The organism is Frigoribacterium sp. CFBP 13729 (genome assembly GCF_014841875.1).
Lineage (GTDB): Bacteria > Actinomycetota > Actinomycetes > Actinomycetales > Microbacteriaceae > Frigoribacterium.
Genome location: NZ_JACYUR010000002.1, coordinates 356,953 through 374,118 on the forward strand (window position 1 = coordinate 356,953; position 17,166 = coordinate 374,118).

Genomic DNA, 17,166 nt, shown 5'->3' on the forward strand with positions numbered 1-17,166 from the left:
TCGTGGAGGTGGGACGGGGGAGTGACTGTGGAACGGGAGGGGCTGTGGTGCGGGAGGGACGAGGAGGGGCGGGTCGGCGGTGCCGACGCGCGTCAGGCCTTGACGCCGCCGGCCGAGAGGCCGGACTGCCAATAGCGCTGGAGGAAGAGGAACGCCACGACGATCGGGATGATCGCGAGGAAGGAGCCCGTGATGACGAGGTTGTAGATCGGGTCGCCGCCGACGGTCGTCGACTGCGCGTTCCACTGGTTCAGGCCGACCGTCAGGGGGTACCAGCGCGAGTCGCTCAGCATGATCAGCGGCAGGAAGTAGTTGTTCCAGGTCGCGACGATCGAGAAGAGCAGCACGGTGATGAGGCCGGGGCTGAGGAGGCGGAGGCTGATGGTGAAGAACGTGCGGACCTCGCTCGAGCCGTCCATGCGCGCGGCCTCGAGGATCTCGGTCGGCACGGAGTCGACGGCGTAGGTCCAGATCAGGTAGAGGCCGAAGGGGCTGATCAGCGAGGGCAGGATGATCGCCCACGGGGTGTTGGTCAGGCCCATCTGGCTGAACATCAGGAACGTCGGGACGGCGAGGGCGGTGCCCGGGATGGCGACCGCGCCCAGCACGACCGCGAACACGGCCTTCTTGCCCGGGAAGTCGAACTTGGCCAGGCCGTAGCCGGCCAGCGTGGCCAGCAGGGTCGCGCCTCCCGCGCCCACGACCACGTAGAGCAGGGTGTTGCCGAGCCAGCGCACGAACTCGCCGTCGCCGTAGGTGAAGACGCCCTTGATGTTGTCGACCAGGGCGAAGTCGCCGCTGAACCAGAGGCCGAACGAGCTGAACAGGGCCTCCTGCGTCTTGGTCGAGTTGACGAGCAGCCAGAAGAGCGGCAGCACCGAGTAGACGAGCAGCAGGGCCATCACGACGGTGAGCAGCACGCTGCGCTTGTCGCGAGGGGCGCCGGCGCGACGCTTGCGCGCGGACGCCCCACGGCTCGGGGTGACGGTGGGCGTGCCGGCGTCGGGCGCGGCGATCGGGGTCCCGGTGAGGGTCGACATCAGTGGTCCTTCCGGGTGCCGACGAGCTGGACCACGTAGGCGACGACCATCGTCAGGACGCCCATGATGATCGCGATGGCGGCGGAGTAGTTGAACTGCTGGCCCGCGAACGACAGGTTGTAGGCGTACATGTTCGGGGTGAAGAAGGTGCTGATCGCGTTGGGCGCCAGCGTCTGCAGGATGTTGGGCTCGTTGAAGAGCTGGAAGCTGCCGATGATCGAGAAGATGATGCCGATGACGATCGCGCCGCGGATGGCGGGCAGCTTGATGTTGCGAACGATGCGGAACGGGCCGGCGCCGTCGAGCTCGGCGGCCTCGTACAGGTCGGGCGAGATCACGCGCAGGGCGGCGTAGAACAACAGCATGTTGTAGCCGACGAACTCCCACGTGACGATGTTGCCGATCGACGCGAGCACCCAGCTCTGCGAGAGCAGGTCGGGGAGGTCCCAGCCGGTGGCGTCCTCGAGGTTGCCGACGAGGCCGAAGCGGTTGCCGTAGATGAAGCCCCACATCAGGGCCGCGACGACCGCGGGCACGGCGTAGGGCAGGAAGATCGAGATGCGGAAGAACGCCGTGAAGTGCAGCCGGGCCGAGTCGAGGGCGAGGGCGGCGGCCAGGGCGACGACCAGCATGATCGGCACCTGCACGACGAGGAACAGCGCGACGCGGCCGAGCGCGTCCCAGAAGTTCGGGTCGGTGAGCGCGCGGACGTAGTTGTCGGCGCCGACGAACGAGTTGCCGCCGATCATCTGCTCCTGGAACAGGCTCAGGTAGATCGCGTAGACCACGGGGGCCACGAGCACGAGTGCGAAGACGACGAGGAACGGGAGCACGAAGCCCCAGCCGGTCCAGCGTCGCTTGTCGCGACGGATCTGCGAGCTGCTTCGGGGCGCCGGTGAGGACGCCTCCGAGCGGGTCGCGGGTGTCGACGTCGTCGTCATGTCCATCCACTTCATCGGGGTGAGGAGCCGTGAACACGCTGCCCGGGAGGGAGGGTGTTTACGTAAACATCTGGGATGCTCGCAACCATGACACCTCCGCCGTCCGAAATCAAGTCGGCATCTCGACGCGCCCCGCGCACCCGTACGGTGTCGATGGCCGACGTCGCCGCACGCGCCGGCGTCTCGTCGCAGACCGTCTCGCGCGTCTCGAATGGCGCGCAGAACGTCGAGGACGGCACCCGCCAGAAGGTGCTCGACGCGATGGCCGCGCTCGACTACCGGCCGAACAGCGCGGCCAGGGCGCTGAAGACGGGTCGTTTCCGCAGCGTCGGCGTGATCATGTTCACGCTGTCGACCCTGGGGAACATGCGCACCCTCGACGCGATCGTGACCGCCGCCTCCGGCGCCGGGTACACGATCACGCTGATGCCCGTCGCCCAGCCCACCGAGGGCGAGGTGGCCGGAGCCTTCAGCCGCCTGCAGGAGGAGGCGGTCGACGGCGTCGTCATCATCATCGAGGCGCACATGCTCGACCGGGCCGACGTGATCATCCCGAGCGGGCTGCCCGTCGTCATCATCGACTCCGACGCGGGCGACCCCTTCGTCGTGGTCGACACCGACCAGGAGCAGGGCACCCGCCTCGCGACCCAGCACCTGATCGACCTCGGGCACACGCGCATCGTCCACGTCGCCGGCCCCGACACGTCGTACTCGGCGACCCGGCGCTCGGCGTCGTGGCACGCGACGATGCGCGATGCGGGCCTCGAGCCGGAGGCGCCGCTCAAGGGGGACTGGACGACCGCCTCCGGCCACCGCCTGGGGCACGCGATCGCGAGCCGCGACGACGTGACGGCGGTCGTCGCCGCGAACGACCAGATGGCCCTCGGCGTCATGCACGCCCTGCACGAGCGGGGACGGTCGATCCCGGGCGAGATCAGCGTGGTCGGCTTCGACGACACGGACGAGTCGGGCTCGTTCTGGCCGCCGCTGACGACCGTGCACCAGGACTTCGGCGAGATCGGCGCCCGCTCGATGCGCGTCCTCCTCGAGCTGCTCGAGGGGCGGCAGCCGTCGGGCGACCGCATCGTGCCGACGCGGCTCGTGGTGCGCGAGAGCGCCGGGCCCGCGCCCGCCGTCGGCTGAGGTCGGTGCAGGTCAGCCCTGCTGCAGGGCCTCGCGGATCGCGGCCACCCCGACGCGCACCTCGTCGAAGGCGGTGCTGAGCGGGGAGAGGCCGATGCGCAGGGCGTCGGGGCCGCGGAAGTCCGGCACCACCCCCTCCTGCCAGAGCGTCGCGACGACCTCGCGGAACCGCGGGTGCCGCACCGTCACGTGGCTGCCCCGGCGCTCGTGCTCGCGCGGCGTCGCCGTCGTGACGCCGAGGGGCGCGAGCCAGGCGTCGACGAGGTCGAACGCGTAGTCGGTGAGCGCGAGCGACTTCTCGCGGATCGCCGGGAGGCCGGCCTCCTCGATCGCGTCGAGCATGTCCTGCATCGCGAGCATGCCGACGACGGGCGGGGTGCCGCTGATGAACTTGCGGATGCCCGCGTCGGGCACGTAGCCCTCGGCCATGGCGAACACGTCGGCGGCGCCCATCCAGCCCTGCACGGGCTGCTCGAGCTCGGGCAGCAGGTCGGCGCGGGCGTAGAGGAACGCCGGCGCGCCCGGCCCGCCGTTCAGGTACTTGTACGTGCAGCCGACGGCGATGTCGACTCCCCACGCGTCGAGCTCGGTCGGCACGACGCCCACGGAGTGGCAGAGGTCCGCGACGAGCAGCGCCCCGGCCTCGTGCACGATCTCGGTGATCGCGGGCAGGTCGGCGAGGAACCCCGACCGGTACGACACGTGGTTGACGAGGACGACGGCGGTGTCGGGCCCGACCACCTCGCGGACCTGCTCGGGCGTCACCCCCCGGGTCTCGTCGACCGCGAGCCAGCGGACGGTCGCGCCGCGCTCGCGAGCGATGCCCTCGACGACGAAGCGGTCGGTCGGGAACTGGTCGTCGTCGATGACGATCTCGTGCCGACCGGGACGAGCCGCCAAGGAGGCGCGGATCGCCTTGTAGAGCAGCACCGTCGTCGAGTCGGCCACGACGGTCTGCCCCGGGGCCGCTCCGAGGGCGGCGGCGCCGATCCGGTCGCCGAGCTCGGTGGGGAGCTGCATCCAGCGCTCGTCCCACGAGCGGATCAGGCGCGTGCCCCAGTCGCCGCGCACGAACGCGTCGAGCCGGGCCGGCGTCGCCGCCATCGGCCGGCCGAGGGAGTTGCCGTCGAGGTACGAGACGACGTCGCCCGCGGGCAGGAACAGGGCCGTGTGGTGCGCGAGCGGGTCGGCCGCGTCGCGGTGCGCACTGGCCAGCGGGTCGTCGAGCTCGGCAGGGTCGACGGGCGGGGCGGCCGGCACGAACGAGGTGGTCGAGGTCGTCGAGGCAGGGGACGCCGGGGCGGCGGCGGCGGTCGAGTCGGAGGCGGTGGTCACGGGAGCAGCTCCTGCAGGGTCGAGGCGGTGAGGACGGAGGCGCGGGCCAGCCACGCGGGATCGTCGCGTTCGTCAGCAGGCGGCGGCTGCGGCACCCACGACGCGCGCGGTGTCCAGTGTGCGCCGTCCTGTCCGGCGTCGAGCGAGTCGTCGCTGCCGAGGGCGGCGAGCAGCGCCTCGCGGCCGAGGCCGACGCGCTGCAGCGCCCGCAGCTCGCGCTCGTTCACCCCGGCGGGCAGGTCGCCGTTGCCGAGGTCGGTGCCGTAGAGGACGTGGCCGCCCCGCTCGCGGAACCCGCGCAGGTTCGCGATCGCCACCTCCTGCGCCTCGTCGCCGCGGTGGATGTCGAGCGTGCTGATCCACGTGCCGTCGGCCGCGCGGTCGAGCAGGTCGTCGGGCAGCAGCTCGCTGAACGGGGCGTGCGCGAACCGGAGCAGTCCGGCGTCGAGCGCGCGGCGCACCTGCCCCGAGCCCTGCACGTGCGCCACGGTCAGCAGCCCGACCCGGTCGGCCGCGACCGCGATCGCCCGCAGCACGTCGTCGTCGAGGACGGGCCCGACGTCGCTGTTGAGGGTCAGCTTGACGACGGAGGCGCCGAGGTCGCGCATCCGCACGACGGCCCGCTCGGCGTCGGCGGCGTCGGCGACGACGACGGACGCGTCGTCGGGCGCCCAGCCCGCGCGCGACGGGTAGCCGCCGGGAGGGCAGAGCAGGCCGCCCGCGACCTGCACCTCGGGCCAGCCGACGTCGACCCGGCCCCGCTCGGGCCAGAGGGCGGCGACGTCGGGGCTCCAGCCCAGGTCGAGCACGCGGCCGATGCCGCCCCGCACGAGCTGCTCGGGCTCGACCAGGCCGAGGTGCACGTGCGAGTCGGTGAAGGGCGAGAACAGCGTGCCGGGCAGGTGGGGCAGGTCGGCGTCGTCGCCGTGGCCGGGGTCGACCGCCCCGACGAGGTGGATCGCGGTCGGCGACACGCGCACGACGCTCGGGCCGTGCCACCTGCCCGACCAGACCCGGTCGACGGTGACGAGTCGCGCCTCCTTCTGCATGCCCCCACCGTACGGCCGGTGGGTCAGCCCGGCAGCACCGCCCGGCTCGCCCGGGTCACGTACGGCAGGCGGATCAGGTCCGCGCGACGGGTGTCGGGGTGCGTGTCGAGCAGCTGGCCGACGTCGCGGAGCACCTGGGCGCGGTCGTCCTCCGAGAGGGTGATGACGTAGCTCCGCGACGCGATCATGGCGAGCAGCTCGTCGCGGCCGAGCTCGTGCACCCACGGGAAGTCGCGGCGCTCGATCGGGGCGAAGGGCTCGCCGACCGTGGGCGCGTCGGACGACATGTCCCGCTCGGCAGGGGAGTGCATCACCGTCGAGAGCTCGGCGAGCCAGGGCACGGTCTCGTCGCGGATGTTCCAGAGCAGGGCGAGCGTGCCGCCGGGGCGCAGCACTCGCGCGACCTCGGGCACGGCGGCCCGCGGGTCGACCCAGTGCCAGGCCTGTGCCACGAAGACGGCGTCGACCGACGCGTCGTCGAGCGGCATCGACTCGGCCGACCCGGCGAGCGACCGGGCCTCGGGCACGGCCAGCTCGAGCGTCGCCCGCATGCCGTCGCTCGGCTCGACCGCGGTGACCTGCTCGACGCTGGGCAACAGCACGCGGGTCAGCTTGCCGGTGCCCGCGCCCAGGTCGACGACGTGCCGCGCGCCGAGCGGCAGCAGCCACTCGACCGCCTCGGCGGGGTAGGAGGGGCGGCCCCGTTCGTAGACGTCGGCCGCCTGGCCGAACGAGGAGGCGAAGGGGGTGAGGGGGTTGGCCGGGTCGAAGCCGTGCGCGTGCGTGGTCGGGTTCACGCGACCACTGTCGCATGACTCACGGCGTCACACGGCTCCGTTACGCGCCGTCTCCGGAGCACCATGGCTGCATGACGCAGACACCTCCGCAGCCGCTCCGTGTCGTCGCCGTGTCGGGCACGCTGAGCTCGCCCTCGAAGACGGACGCGCTCGTCGACGCCGTCCTCGACGAGCTCGCCCTCGTGCTGCCGATCGAGCGGCACGTGATCCGCGTGAGCGAGCTCGGGCCGCTCTTCGCCGGCGCGCTGACCCGGGACCAGCTCGACGAACGGGTCGAGCGCGAGCTCCGTGCCGTCGAGGGCGCCGACCTGCTGATCGCGGCCTCGCCGGTCTACCGCGCCTCCTTCACGGGGCTCTTCAAGCACTTCTTCGACTTCGTCGAGCAGTACGCGCTGGTCGACGTGCCGGTGCTGCTCGCGGCGACGGGCGGCAGCGAGCGGCACGCGCTGATCCTCGAGCACTCGCTGCGGCCGCTCTTCGGCTTCTTCCAGGCGCTGACGCTGCCCCTCGGCGTCTACGCTCACGCCAGCGACTTCACCGATCGCCGCGTGACGGCGCCGCTGCTGCAGGAGCGCATCCGGGCCGCCATCGCCCGGGGCCTGCCCCTGATCCGGTCGAGCGTCGACGAGAAGCGGCGGATCGAGCGTGCGGTCAGCGGCGTGGGCGACGAGCTCGACGCGCTCCCGACGCCGACCGCGCAGGACGCGGCGCCGGTCCGGCTCTACAGCTGACGGCCCGCTCTGGGGGAGGTGGCCCCCGCCGTCGTGTGATTAAGGTGGAGCGTGCCTGACCAGACCCCGACTCCCGAGACCACGCCCCGCGACGTCGCCGTCGCCCGCGCCGAGATCCGCGACGACGAGGCCAAGCGCGTCATCGGCATGCTCACGGCCGGCGAGCTGCCGAGCCGGGCCGCCCAGTGGGTCGCCGACGGGGTCGACGACGACGCGGCACGCGAGCTCGCCGCCGCGACCGGGCGCACCGAGGAGGAGCGGGTCGGCCTCCTGGAGCGACTCGCCGCCGCCCAGGGCCTCGCCTTCCCGACCGCGCGCGAGGCCCGCGCGCACCACGGCCAGAGCGTGATCGCGTCGATGACCGCGTCGTCCGCGGCGGGCGACTCGCTGTCGTTCTCGAACTCGTTCAGCGACACGATCGAGGAGTCGGTGCGCGACTCGATCTCGCGGCTGTTCCCGCGGCGCAGGAAGTAGGTTCGCCGGTCGCCCGGACGACCTCCCCCGATCGTCGTTCCGGACCATGCTCGTTCGTGCGCTCTGAGAAAGCCACTATTGACATTTCTCATTGTAATTCTTAGTGTCATGATCGTTCGAGCGACATCGCTCGACGGATCGTGCAAAGGAGCACATGGATGAAGAAGACCATGACGACTGCCGCGTCCGCGGCTGCCGCGCTGACGCTCGCCGGAGCACTGCTCGTGCCGACGAGCGCATCTGCAGCGGAGCCGACTCCTGCTGGCGTCGAGCATGCCGTCAGCGGGAGCGCGCTCGTCCCGGCTGATCGGCTGGGACTGCTCACGACCGAGATCAAGGAAGGCGGCCAGTGGACGTACGGGGTCGACAACGGTCTGTACTCCAACTACTGGCACAAGCACCGCTCGCACGGGTCGAGTGTCATCAACGGCAACGGCCAGAAGAACTCGAGCAGCGACGTCCGAGGCGGACTCTGGTCCCACTCGAGGATCAACAAGACGATCGCCGGCAACACGGCCTACTGGCGCATCCGATGACGTCGTCGTCGATCGAGGGGGCTCGTGGCTCTGGGCCGCCGGTCGATCGGGCTCCCGCATGGTGGTGAAGATCGGCGTCTCAGCGGCAGTCGTCATCGTCGCCGTCCTGTCTTTCCTCTTCGTGCGCACGAGCGACGAGGTCGTGCCGGTCGGCACCAGGACGACCCTGACCATCTGGGACGTCGGCGACGTCGATCGTGACGATGTCCTGGGTGTCCTGGAGCAGTCGACGTCCGAGCACGGCGTCGAGATCGTCAAGATGCTGGAGAGCACAGCGTCCGCCTCGGGAACGACCACCAGGGAGCTCTTCGCCCTCGACGCCGCCGTCGTCGGGCGGGAGGGGAGTCGCCTCAGCCCCCATCCCGACTTCGGACGGCGCATCCGGACTCGCTGGGTCGACATCGCAGAGCTCTCGAGCACGAACGTCCAGGGCACCTACGTGAGCCGTGCCGACGAGGTGGCCCTTCGCCCGGTCGCCGACGATCTGGCAGCACGGGGCATGGACGTCTCGACCAAGTCGATCGGGGCGACCAGCCTGGTGATCTGGGCCCTCTACGCCGTGCCCTTCGTACCCCTGGCCGCTGGGGCGGTCGCGTGCCTCGGGGCAGCGGTCGTCCACCGTTCTTCGACGCGTCGACGCGCCGCGGCCCTCGTCCTCACCCAGGGGATGAGCGGGGCGGCGGACGCGGTCCGGGTGCTCAGGGACGACGTCCGCCTCGTCGTCGTCGGCACGGCCATCGTGCTGCTCGCCTCGGTGCCCGTGCTCGCGGCGTACAACGGCATGGCACAGTGGCCGCGCTTCGCCGGCACCGTCGTGATCGCCGAAGCTGGCCTGTGCGTCGGCCTCGCCTCGATCGGCGCTCTGGTGGCCGCGGCGACGCGGATGCGAGACGTGGAGGGTGCGCTCCTCGGTCGGCGTCCCTCGCGACGGTCGGCTGTGGCGTCGGTCTCGGGCCACGCGCTGGCGTCGGGACTCGTGGTCGTCGTTCTCGGCGCCGGATCGGTCGCGGCGGTCGGTGCGGCAGCCGGCAGTCTCGACCGGGAGTCGTGGTCTCACGCCCTGGAGTGGCACCGGCTCGCGTTCTTCTCGACCAACGACGAGCTGAGCCGCTCCGAGCAGTCCTTCGCGGCCGTCGCGAGGCACGAGGCAGCAGCCGGCGAGCTGCTCGTAGCCGTCAGCCCGAGCTACGTCCACGCGGGCCACGGGCCCTACGAGGGCAACTCGCTCACGGTCTCTGCGGACTTCCTCGACGACCAGACCGTGCTCGACCAGGCAGGGCGTCCCATCCGGCCCCCGCAGCTGGATCCCGGCGCTCTGACGCTGCTCGTGCCCCGTTCCGTCTCGGAGGACGGGGGGCCGTGGCGGGCCCAGTGGGCAGACTGGCTCGAGTGGGAGCTGTCGGACCACGGTGGCTCGCCCCGTCCTGACGTCGACCCGCCCGTGAACGTGCTGGTCATCGCCGACGGTCAATCGGTCTTCACCTACGGGACGGCTTGGGGCGAGGAGTCCAGCCACCAGCGGGACGCAGTCGTGGCGGTGCTCCCGACGGCCGTCGACGTCGTGTCCGACGCTTGGCTCGCGAGCAACATGACGTCAGGCGGCGTCCTGTTCTCCGACCCCGCGTCGGTGCAGCGCCAGCTCGACGCCGCTGGACTCGACGAGCAGATCGGGTCCATCGACCGCGCGGCCGACGTCGCAGCGGTCCGCATCGCCGAGCAGTCGCGCGAGCTCCGTGACGTCCTGGCCGTCGCCGCACTGGCCCTCGTCGTCGTCGTGCTCTCCGCCGTGATGACGGGCGCCGCACTCGCCGAGCGCGGGCGTCGCCGGGACGTGGTCCTGCTGACCGCCGGCGCAGGACCGTTCCGAACGGTCCTCCTGCCCGCAGTGCTGACGGGCTCCGTCGTGGCGGCGGTCGTCGCTGCCGTGCAGGCGCTCGGCCTCGTCGAGGGCGCGGGCGCCGTCGTCGCGGGCGCGGGCGCGGCCGTGGTGGTCATCGACGTCGTCGTCATCTCGGCCGTCCTCGCTGTCCATCGCTCACGGATCCGCGCCGACACCCTCAACCGACCCTGACCGCGCCGAGCCATCGGCCCCGAGAGGAACCTCATGCCTCCTGATCTCGACACCTCGGGCACCCGTCCCGCTGACAAGGCCGTCCACGCCGGACCGACCCCGCTGGTGAGGGCGCGAGGCCTCACCCGCCGACGTGGTCCCCGGACGCTCTGGGACGACCTGACCTTCGACGTGGCCCCCGGCGCCTCGGTCGCGGTCACGGGACCGAGCGGGTCCGGCAAGACGAGCCTGCTCTCCTGCCTCGGCCTGCTCGAGAGGGTCGAAGCCGGCACTCTCGAGCTCGCGGGCGCCGACGTCACGCGCATCTCGCGCGCGACTCGACGGTCGCTGTTCCGCGGCACCGTCGGCCATCTGTTCCAGAACTACGCCCTCGTCGAGGACTGGACGGTGGCCGCCAACGTCGACGTCGCGTTCATCGGAGAGCGGACGACCCGCGGTGCCCGCGTCGAGCGTCGTGAGGCTGCTCTGGAGCGGGTCGGGCTGGGCGGCTACGACCGCCGTCGTGCCCACTCGCTCAGCGGCGGAGAGCAACAGCGGGTCGCCCTGGCTCGCCTGATCGTCCGCGCCCCCCGAGTCGTGATCGCCGACGAGCCCTCCGCAGCGCTCGACTCCGACAACGTCGACGTGGTGCTCGGGGTGCTCGACGACCTCCGCGTGGCAGGGTCCGCCCTCGTCGTCGCCACCCACGACGACCGCGTGGTCGCGTGGTGCAGCGACACCCTCGACCTCCGGCCCGTGAGCGGCTGAGCCGACGACGACCGGGGCCCGCGCGCGACCAGCGCCCGCCCGCGGACAGCGCCTGCGTGCGACGAAGGCCCGGGCGCACCTCGCGCCCGGGCCCTCGCGCAGTTCGGCTCAGGCCTTCGCGACCTCGAGCTCGACGACCGCCCAAGACAGGGCAGGCAGCGTCAGGCGGGCGCTGCCGCCGTCGACCGTGACGCCGTCGAGCGGCACGAGGCCGACGGCGTCCTGCGCCTGCTCGGTGTTGGCGGTGAAGCGGTCGCCGCCCTCCGGGACCGCCAGCACCTCGGCACGGACGACCCGGCCGTCCGCGAAGCCGCGGAGGACGAGCTCGACGTCCGCCGCCTCCTCCAGTCCGCGGTTGGCGAGGAAGAACGCGATGCGCCCCGTCTCCTCGTCCCACGTCGAGCTGACGTCGACGAGGTCGGCGTCGCCGTACTTCGGGGTGTCGATCTTGTCGCTGGTGACCTGCGTGCGGAGGATCTCGCCCTGGGCCAGCGCCGCCATGCGGGCGAACGGCCAGAAGATCGTCTGGCGCCAGGCGGGCCCGCCCTGCTCGCTGCGGATCGGTGCGATCACGTTGACGAGCTGGGCCTGGTTGGCGATCTTGACCCGGTCGCCGTGGCGCAGCAGCGAGTTGAGGAACGTGCCGACGACGACCGCGTCGGTGACGTTGTACTGGTCCTCGATGAGGCGCGGGTGCTCGACCCAGCCCTTCGAGACGTTGTGCGGCTGGTCGTCCGTGTCGAGGCCGGTCTGGTACCAGACGTTCCACTCGTCGAACGAGATGTGCACCTGCTTGTCGTGCTTGCCCGCGGCCTTCACGCCGTCGATGGTCGAGACGACCTCCTCGATGAAGGCGTCCATGTCGACGGCCGTCGCGAGGAAGCTCGTCGCGTCGCCGTCGTGCTCCTGGTAGTAGGCGTGCATCGAGACGTAGTCGACCTCGTCGTAGGCGTGGGTGAGCACCTCGTGCTCCCAGGTGCCGAAGGTCGGCATGCCGCGGCCCGAGCTGCCGACCGCGACGAGCTCGATGCTCGGGTCGACGAACTTCATCGCCTTGGCGGCCTCCTGGGCCAGGCGGCCGTACTCGGTGGCCGTCTTGTGGCCGATCTGCCAGGGGCCGTCGAGCTCGTTGCCGAGGCACCAGAGCTTGATGTCGAACGGGTCGGCCGCGCCGTTGGCGATGCGGCGGTCGCTGAGGGCGGTGCCGCCGGGGTGGTTGGCGTACTCGACGAGCTCGCGGGCCGCGTCGACGCCCCGGGTGCCGAGGTTGACGGCCTCCATCACCTCGACCTCGGCCAGCTTCGACCACTCGACGAACTCGTGCAGGCCGAACGCGTTCGACTCGACGGTGTGCCACGCGCCGTCGAGACGGCGGGGGCGCTGGTCGACGGGCCCGACGCCGTCCTCCCAGTTGTAGCCGGAGACGAAGTTGCCGCCGGGGTAGCGGACGACGGTCGCGCCGAGCTCCTTGGTGAGGGCGAGCACGTCGCGACGGAAGCCCTTCTCGTCGGCGGTCTCGTGGCCGGGCTCGTAGATGCCGGTGTACACGCACCGGCCCATGTGCTCGACGAACGAGCCGAACAGGCGGCGCGGCACGGTGCCGATCGTGAACTCGCGGTCGACGGTGATGCGGGCGGTGGTCATGGTTCTCCTTGGTAGAGGGGGAGCGGCGTGCTGGCGGGTGGTCGGTCGGTCAGGAGGTGCGGATCGAGGAGGCGCGGCGCGCGCACCGAGGAGGCGCCGGCCGGGCAGAGGGGGCGCTGGTCGCTACTGCCCCCCGAAGCCGGTGGTCGAGATGCCCTTGATGATCTGCCGCTGGAAGAACAGGAACACCAGGATGAGAGGGAGTGCCGCCAGGATCGCCGCGGCCATGTTCTGCGCGTACTGGATGCCGTACGCGCTCTTGATGGTCTGCAGCCCGACGGGCAGCGTGAGCAGCGACGCGTCGTTGGTGACGATGAAGGGCCAGAGGAAGTTGTTCCAGGCTCCGATGAACACGAAGATCGACACCGCTCCGAGGATGGGGCGCGACAGGGGCAGCAGGATCGTGAAGAAGACCCGGATGCGTCCGGCGCCGTCGACGCGGGCCGCGTCCTCGAGCTCGATCGGCACCTGGTCGAAGAACTTCTTGAGCACGAAGACCATGGCGGGCGCGATGGCCTGCGGAAGGATGATGCCCCAGTACGTGTCGACCATGTCGAAGGCGAGCATCTGGTAGAACAACGGCACGATCAGCACCTGCGGCGGGACGATGATCGACGCGATCGTGGCCACGTAGAGCCACTTCTTGCCGCGGAAGTCGAGCCGCGAGAACGCGTAGGCCACGAGGGCCGACGTCGCCACGACGATCAGCGTGATGGCGATCGACGTGAGCAGGCTGTTGAAGAGCCAGGTGGGGATGTTGCCCTGCTCGAGGATCGCCCGGTAGGCCTGCAGCGTGAAGCCGCCCGCCGGCAGCCAGGTCTGCGGCGTCGCCGCCGCGTCGGCCTCGCTCTTGAACGACGTGGCCAGCGACCAGAGGAACGGCAGCAGCCAGAGCACGGCCAGCACGACGAGGACGACGATGCTGAGGACGCCCATGACGCCGAAGCGCTGCTTGCCGGGTGCGTGGCCGTGGCTGCCGCCTCCTCGGCTCGGGCCTCGGCCTCGGTCGGCTGTGGGGGCTCGCAGGTCGCCGCCGGGCGCTGCGGCGGGGGCGACGGCAGGTGCGGTCATCGCTGGGCTCCCTTGCGGTTGCGGGCCGTGATCGAGAACTGGGCGATCGAGATGACCACGATCACGGCGAAGAAGATGTACGAGATGGCGCTGGAGTAGCCGAACCGGTAGCCGGTGAAGCCCGACTCGAAGATGTACTGGACGGTGGAGCGCGTGGTGCCCGCCGGCCCGCCGTTGGTCATCTGGTAGATCTGGTCGAAGACCTTGAGCGACGCGAGCACCTGCAGGATGACGATCAGGCCGGTGGTCGGGCCGAGCTGCGGGATCGTGATCGACCAGAGCGAGCGCCAGCGGCCGGCGCCGTCGAGCGAGGCCGCCTCGTACTGCTGGTCGGGGATGTTCTGCAGGGCCGCGAGGTAGAGCAGGAAGTTGAAGCCGACCGTCCACCAGACCGTCGTGGCGACGACGGCGATCATGGCCGTGTCCGGGTCCTGCAGCCAGGCGGGCTGCGGCAGCCCGAGGGTGGCCAGCACGTTGTTGATCGGGCCGAGCGTCGGGCTGTACAGCTGGATCCAGAACAGCGACACGACGGTCGACGCCAGCAGGTACGGCAGGAAGAAGCTGAGCCGCCAGAGCCACTGGCCCGGCAGGCCCGTGTTGACCAGCAGCGCGAGCACGAGCGCCACCGCGACGAGCGGGATCGTGCTGAGGATCGTGAACCAGAAGGTGTTGAGCATCGAGCGCCACATGGCGCCGTCGGCGAAGGCCTCGGCGTAGTTGGCGACGCCGATCAGCTCGCCGCCCTGGCCCGTGAGGCTCTGCCCCGTGAAGCTCAGGTACAGGCCGTGCAGGAGGGGCCACACGAGGAAGAGGGCGAACAGGATCGTGAACGGGGCGGCGAAGCCCCAGCCGATGCGGTTCTCCTTGTGGGCGCCGGGGCGCATGCGTGTGCTGGTGCTGCCGCCGCCGGTGCCGCCGGCACGCGTGCGGCTGCCGGTGGTGGCAGGGCTCCGGTCGGCGGGGGCCGCCGGGGTCGTGACCGTCGTGGTCGTCACAGATCGACTCCTTCGTCGTCGTGCAGGGCTGGGTCGTCAGGGAGGGGGAGGAGGAGCTGCTCGGCTCACACCGGGGCGGGGCGGCCGAGCTGCGTGTTCACCCGGTCGACGAACCGCTTCATGCCCGTCGCCGCGTCGTCCTTCGCCAGGATGACCGACTGGATGCTGTCGAGGAAGTACGTCTGGAAGTCCGACCCCGAGCCGGTGAACCAGGCCGGCGGGTCGTAGTTCAGGTACTCGGCCGCCTCGGCGTAGTGCGCCTGGGGGATCAGGTCGGCGTACTCGCTGCTGTCGACCACGGGCCCGTACGCGGGGATGTGCCCGGCCTCGGCCCACGAGATCGAGTCCTTGAGGATGGTCGAGACCATCTTGTAGACGTCCTCGCGCTTCGCCTCGTCGACGGTGCTCTGCCGGGGCAGCACGAACGCGTGCGAGTCGGCGTAGACGGCGGGGGTGCCGAACAGCGTGGGGATGATGCTCGCGTCGTAGGGGATGCCCGACGCGGCGGCGCTCGGCACCTCCCACACGCCGGTGAAGAGCATGCCGCTCTCGCCCGAGACGAACTCGGCGATGCCCGACTGGATGTCGCTCGCCTCGGCCATCACGGTGCCGTCGGTCATCTGCTGCATGAACTCGAGGGCGGTGACGGCCGCCTCCTCGTCGTACTCGACGGTCCCGCCCTCGCGGAGCTCCATGTCGGCGCCCTGCTGCTTGTAGAACGTGTAGAACATGCGCCAGAGCTGGGCGCCGTCGTTGAGGTACCCCCACGAGGCGCCGTGCTTGCCGGTGACGGCCTGCATCGCGGTCGCGACCTCGAGGAACTGCTCGGGGCTCGTGATCTCGGCGAGCTGCCCGTCGGGGCCGAGGACGCCGGCCTGGGCGGCGATGTCGGTGTTGTACAGCAGGATGAACGGGTGCGAGTCGAGCGCGACCGAGTACAGCTGGTCGCCGCTGAAGCCGGCCTCCCAGACCGCCGGTGCGAAGTCCTCTTCTCGGAGGCCGTACGAGGCGAGCTTCTCGACGTCCCACGGGTCGAGCAGGCCGCCGGGCGCGTAGCCGGGCACGCGCGACGCGTGCATGATCGCGACGTCCGGGGCGCGGCCGCCGGCCGACGCCATGGCGAGCTTCGTGTAGTACGGCGTGCCCCAGGCGAGCACGGTCTGCGTCGCGTGGAACTCGGGGTTCTGCTCGTTGGCCTGGTCGACGAGGGCGGACATCTTCACGCCGTCGCCCCCGCTCAGCAGGTGCCAGAACTTCAGCTGCTCGACCGTCGCGCCGGAGGCGGTGGTCGCGCCGGTCGCACAGCCCGAGAGGGCGGTGGCCGCGAACGCGGTGCCGAGCAGGGCCGCACCGCCGACGAGGACGCCGCGGCGGCTGAGGCCGGCGCCTCGGGCTGCGGTGCCGGGCGGGGCGGCCTCGGCTCGGCTGCGGGCGGGGTGGTCGGGCAGGGTCATGTTCACTCCTTCGTGACGTGTGACTGCTCGCACTATTCCATCGTTGTAATCCCGACGCAAGAGGCAGCCGGCAGGTCGTCGCGCATCGGCCCGGAGCGGCCGGCGACTGCCGGGTGGACCTTGCCCTCAGGAGGTGTGGACCGCGACAGTGGTGCGGTGACCGTTCCCCGCGTGCCGACGACCGCCTCCTCGACCGACGTGCTGCGGCTGACCGCGTTCGCGGACGGGCCGGGCGGCGGCAACCCCGCGGGGGTGGTGCTCGACGCGTCGGTGCTCGACGACGTGCGGATGCAGCAGATCGCCGCTGAGGTCGGCTACGCCGAGACCGCCTTCGTCGTCGACCGAGCCGTCGGAGGCGACGACCGCGTGGTGCGCGCCCGCTACTTCTCGCCGATCGCCGAGGTTCCGTTCTGCGGACACGCGACGATCGCGACGGCCTTGGCCCTCGCCGACGAACGGGGGACGGGGGCGTTCCGGTTCGAGACGGCCGTCGGTCCGGTCGTCATCGAGACCACGCAGGAGGCGGTGGCCGGGGGAGGGAGCGAGCTGCGCGCCTCCTTCACCAGCGTCGAGCCGCGGACTCGTCCCCTGGCCGACGCCGTCGCCGACGAGCTGCTCGACCTGCTCGCGCTCGACCGCGACGACCTCGACCCGGCGTGGTCGCTCGCCGAGGCGTTCGCCGGCAACTGGCACCCGGTCGTGGCTGTGCGGTCGCTTGCGGTGTTCGACTCGTTCGGGTTCGACCCCGGTGCGGTCCGCGAGCTGATGGACCGGCAGGGCTGGTCGGGCACCGTGACGGTCGTCTGCACGGAGGGCGTCGATCTCGACCTCGCCATCGCTGCAGCCGTCGCGACCCGCGGAGCCGACGCCGAGCTGCCCGCGATCGAGGCCCGCAACCTGTTCCCCGTCGGCGACATCACCGAGGACCCGGCCACCGGGTCGGCGGCCGCCGCCCTCGGGGCGTACCTGCGGGCTGGCGGCCTGCTCGCGCCTCCTTCGCGGTTCACGGTGCGGCAGGGCCGGCACGTCGGACGTCCGAGCCTGCTCGTGGTCGACGTGCCCACGACCGGCGGGATCACGGTCGGCGGCACCGCGGCCCTGATCGTCGGGTGACGCGCCTGGCGTCCGCGGTGCGNCG

Annotated in this window: 16 protein-coding genes; 7 read left to right on the top strand and 9 right to left on the bottom strand. The window is 71.4% G+C overall.

Going from position 1 to position 17,166, the window contains the following annotated elements; all coding sequences use genetic code 11:
• Positions 1–92 precede the first annotated feature (92 nt).
• Both IFT77_RS08100 and IFT77_RS08105 read right to left on the bottom strand, forming a co-directional pair.
• Positions 93–1,040, bottom strand: a complete 948-nt coding sequence (locus IFT77_RS08100; RefSeq protein ID WP_192041017.1) for a carbohydrate ABC transporter permease — start codon at positions 1,038–1,040, stop codon at positions 93–95.
• A complete protein-coding gene (locus IFT77_RS08105; protein ID WP_192041018.1) occupies positions 1,040–1,981 on the bottom strand; it encodes a carbohydrate ABC transporter permease in 942 nt (313 codons plus the stop codon). The genes IFT77_RS08100 and IFT77_RS08105 overlap by 1 nt, the downstream gene beginning before the upstream one ends.
• A gap of 87 nt (positions 1,982–2,068) precedes the next feature.
• On the opposite strand from IFT77_RS08105, the gene IFT77_RS08110 reads away from it, so the two are divergent.
• The gene (locus IFT77_RS08110) at positions 2,069–3,124 is read left to right on the top strand and encodes a LacI family DNA-binding transcriptional regulator (RefSeq protein ID WP_192041019.1); all 1,056 of its coding nucleotides are present in this window, start codon (positions 2,069–2,071) and stop codon (positions 3,122–3,124) included.
• A 12-nt stretch (positions 3,125–3,136) separates the two neighbouring features.
• On the opposite strand, the gene IFT77_RS08115 is transcribed toward IFT77_RS08110, so the two are convergent.
• The 3 genes from IFT77_RS08115 to IFT77_RS08125 form a co-directional block, all read right to left on the bottom strand.
• The gene (locus tag IFT77_RS08115) at positions 3,137–4,384 is read right to left on the bottom strand and encodes an aminotransferase class V-fold PLP-dependent enzyme (protein ID WP_192169924.1); all 1,248 of its coding nucleotides are present in this window, start codon (positions 4,382–4,384) and stop codon (positions 3,137–3,139) included.
• 71 nt (positions 4,385–4,455) lie between these two features.
• Complete coding sequence (locus IFT77_RS08120) at positions 4,456–5,508, bottom strand: amidohydrolase (RefSeq protein WP_192169692.1); 1,053 nt, start codon at positions 5,506–5,508, stop codon at positions 4,456–4,458.
• 23 nt (positions 5,509–5,531) lie between these two features.
• A complete protein-coding gene (locus tag IFT77_RS08125) occupies positions 5,532–6,305 on the bottom strand; it encodes a methyltransferase domain-containing protein (protein ID WP_192169693.1) in 774 nt (257 codons plus the stop codon).
• Positions 6,306–6,376: 71 nt separating this feature from the next.
• On the opposite strand from IFT77_RS08125, the gene msuE reads away from it, so the two are divergent.
• The 5 genes from msuE to IFT77_RS08150 all read left to right on the top strand — a co-directional run bounded on the left by msuE (position 6,377) and on the right by IFT77_RS08150 (position 10,864).
• Positions 6,377–7,036 carry an FMN reductase gene (msuE, locus tag IFT77_RS08130; protein ID WP_192169694.1) on the top strand — a complete coding sequence of 220 codons (660 nt, stop codon included), beginning with the start codon at positions 6,377–6,379 and terminating at the stop codon, positions 7,034–7,036.
• A 51-nt stretch (positions 7,037–7,087) separates the two neighbouring features.
• Positions 7,088–7,510 (top strand): hypothetical protein, encoded by a 423-nt coding sequence (locus IFT77_RS08135; RefSeq protein ID WP_192169695.1) that lies wholly within the window; start codon positions 7,088–7,090, stop codon positions 7,508–7,510.
• A 158-nt stretch (positions 7,511–7,668) separates the two neighbouring features.
• Positions 7,669–8,046, top strand: coding sequence for a lactococcin 972 family bacteriocin (locus IFT77_RS08140; protein WP_192169696.1), 378 nt, complete (start codon positions 7,669–7,671; stop codon positions 8,044–8,046).
• Between the two features lie 58 nt (positions 8,047–8,104).
• Positions 8,105–10,117, top strand: coding sequence for a hypothetical protein (locus IFT77_RS08145; protein ID WP_192169697.1), 2,013 nt, complete (start codon positions 8,105–8,107; stop codon positions 10,115–10,117).
• Positions 10,118–10,150: 33 nt separating this feature from the next.
• The gene (locus IFT77_RS08150) at positions 10,151–10,864 is read left to right on the top strand and encodes an ABC transporter ATP-binding protein (protein WP_192041026.1); all 714 of its coding nucleotides are present in this window, start codon (positions 10,151–10,153) and stop codon (positions 10,862–10,864) included.
• A 108-nt stretch (positions 10,865–10,972) separates the two neighbouring features.
• On the opposite strand, the gene IFT77_RS08155 is transcribed toward IFT77_RS08150, so the two are convergent.
• The 4 genes from IFT77_RS08155 to IFT77_RS08170 form a co-directional block, all read right to left on the bottom strand.
• Positions 10,973–12,508 (bottom strand): alpha-N-arabinofuranosidase, encoded by a 1,536-nt coding sequence (locus tag IFT77_RS08155; protein ID WP_192041027.1) that lies wholly within the window; start codon positions 12,506–12,508, stop codon positions 10,973–10,975.
• Between the two features lie 123 nt (positions 12,509–12,631).
• Positions 12,632–13,579, bottom strand: a complete 948-nt coding sequence (locus IFT77_RS08160; RefSeq protein WP_244638605.1) for a carbohydrate ABC transporter permease — start codon at positions 13,577–13,579, stop codon at positions 12,632–12,634.
• Entirely contained in the window at positions 13,576–14,574 is a 999-nt protein-coding gene (locus IFT77_RS08165; protein ID WP_371740986.1) for a carbohydrate ABC transporter permease, read from the bottom strand. The genes IFT77_RS08160 and IFT77_RS08165 overlap by 4 nt, the downstream gene beginning before the upstream one ends.
• Before the next feature lie 65 nt (positions 14,575–14,639).
• Positions 14,640–16,028 carry an extracellular solute-binding protein gene (locus IFT77_RS08170; RefSeq protein WP_192041028.1) on the bottom strand — a complete coding sequence of 463 codons (1,389 nt, stop codon included), beginning with the start codon at positions 16,026–16,028 and terminating at the stop codon, positions 14,640–14,642.
• Positions 16,029–16,184: 156 nt separating this feature from the next.
• Between IFT77_RS08170 and IFT77_RS08175 the strand changes: the two genes are divergently transcribed.
• Positions 16,185–17,141: a PhzF family phenazine biosynthesis protein gene (locus IFT77_RS08175; RefSeq protein ID WP_371740987.1), complete on the top strand. Its 957-nt coding sequence runs from the start codon at positions 16,185–16,187 to the stop codon at positions 17,139–17,141.
• Positions 17,142–17,166 lie beyond the last annotated feature (25 nt).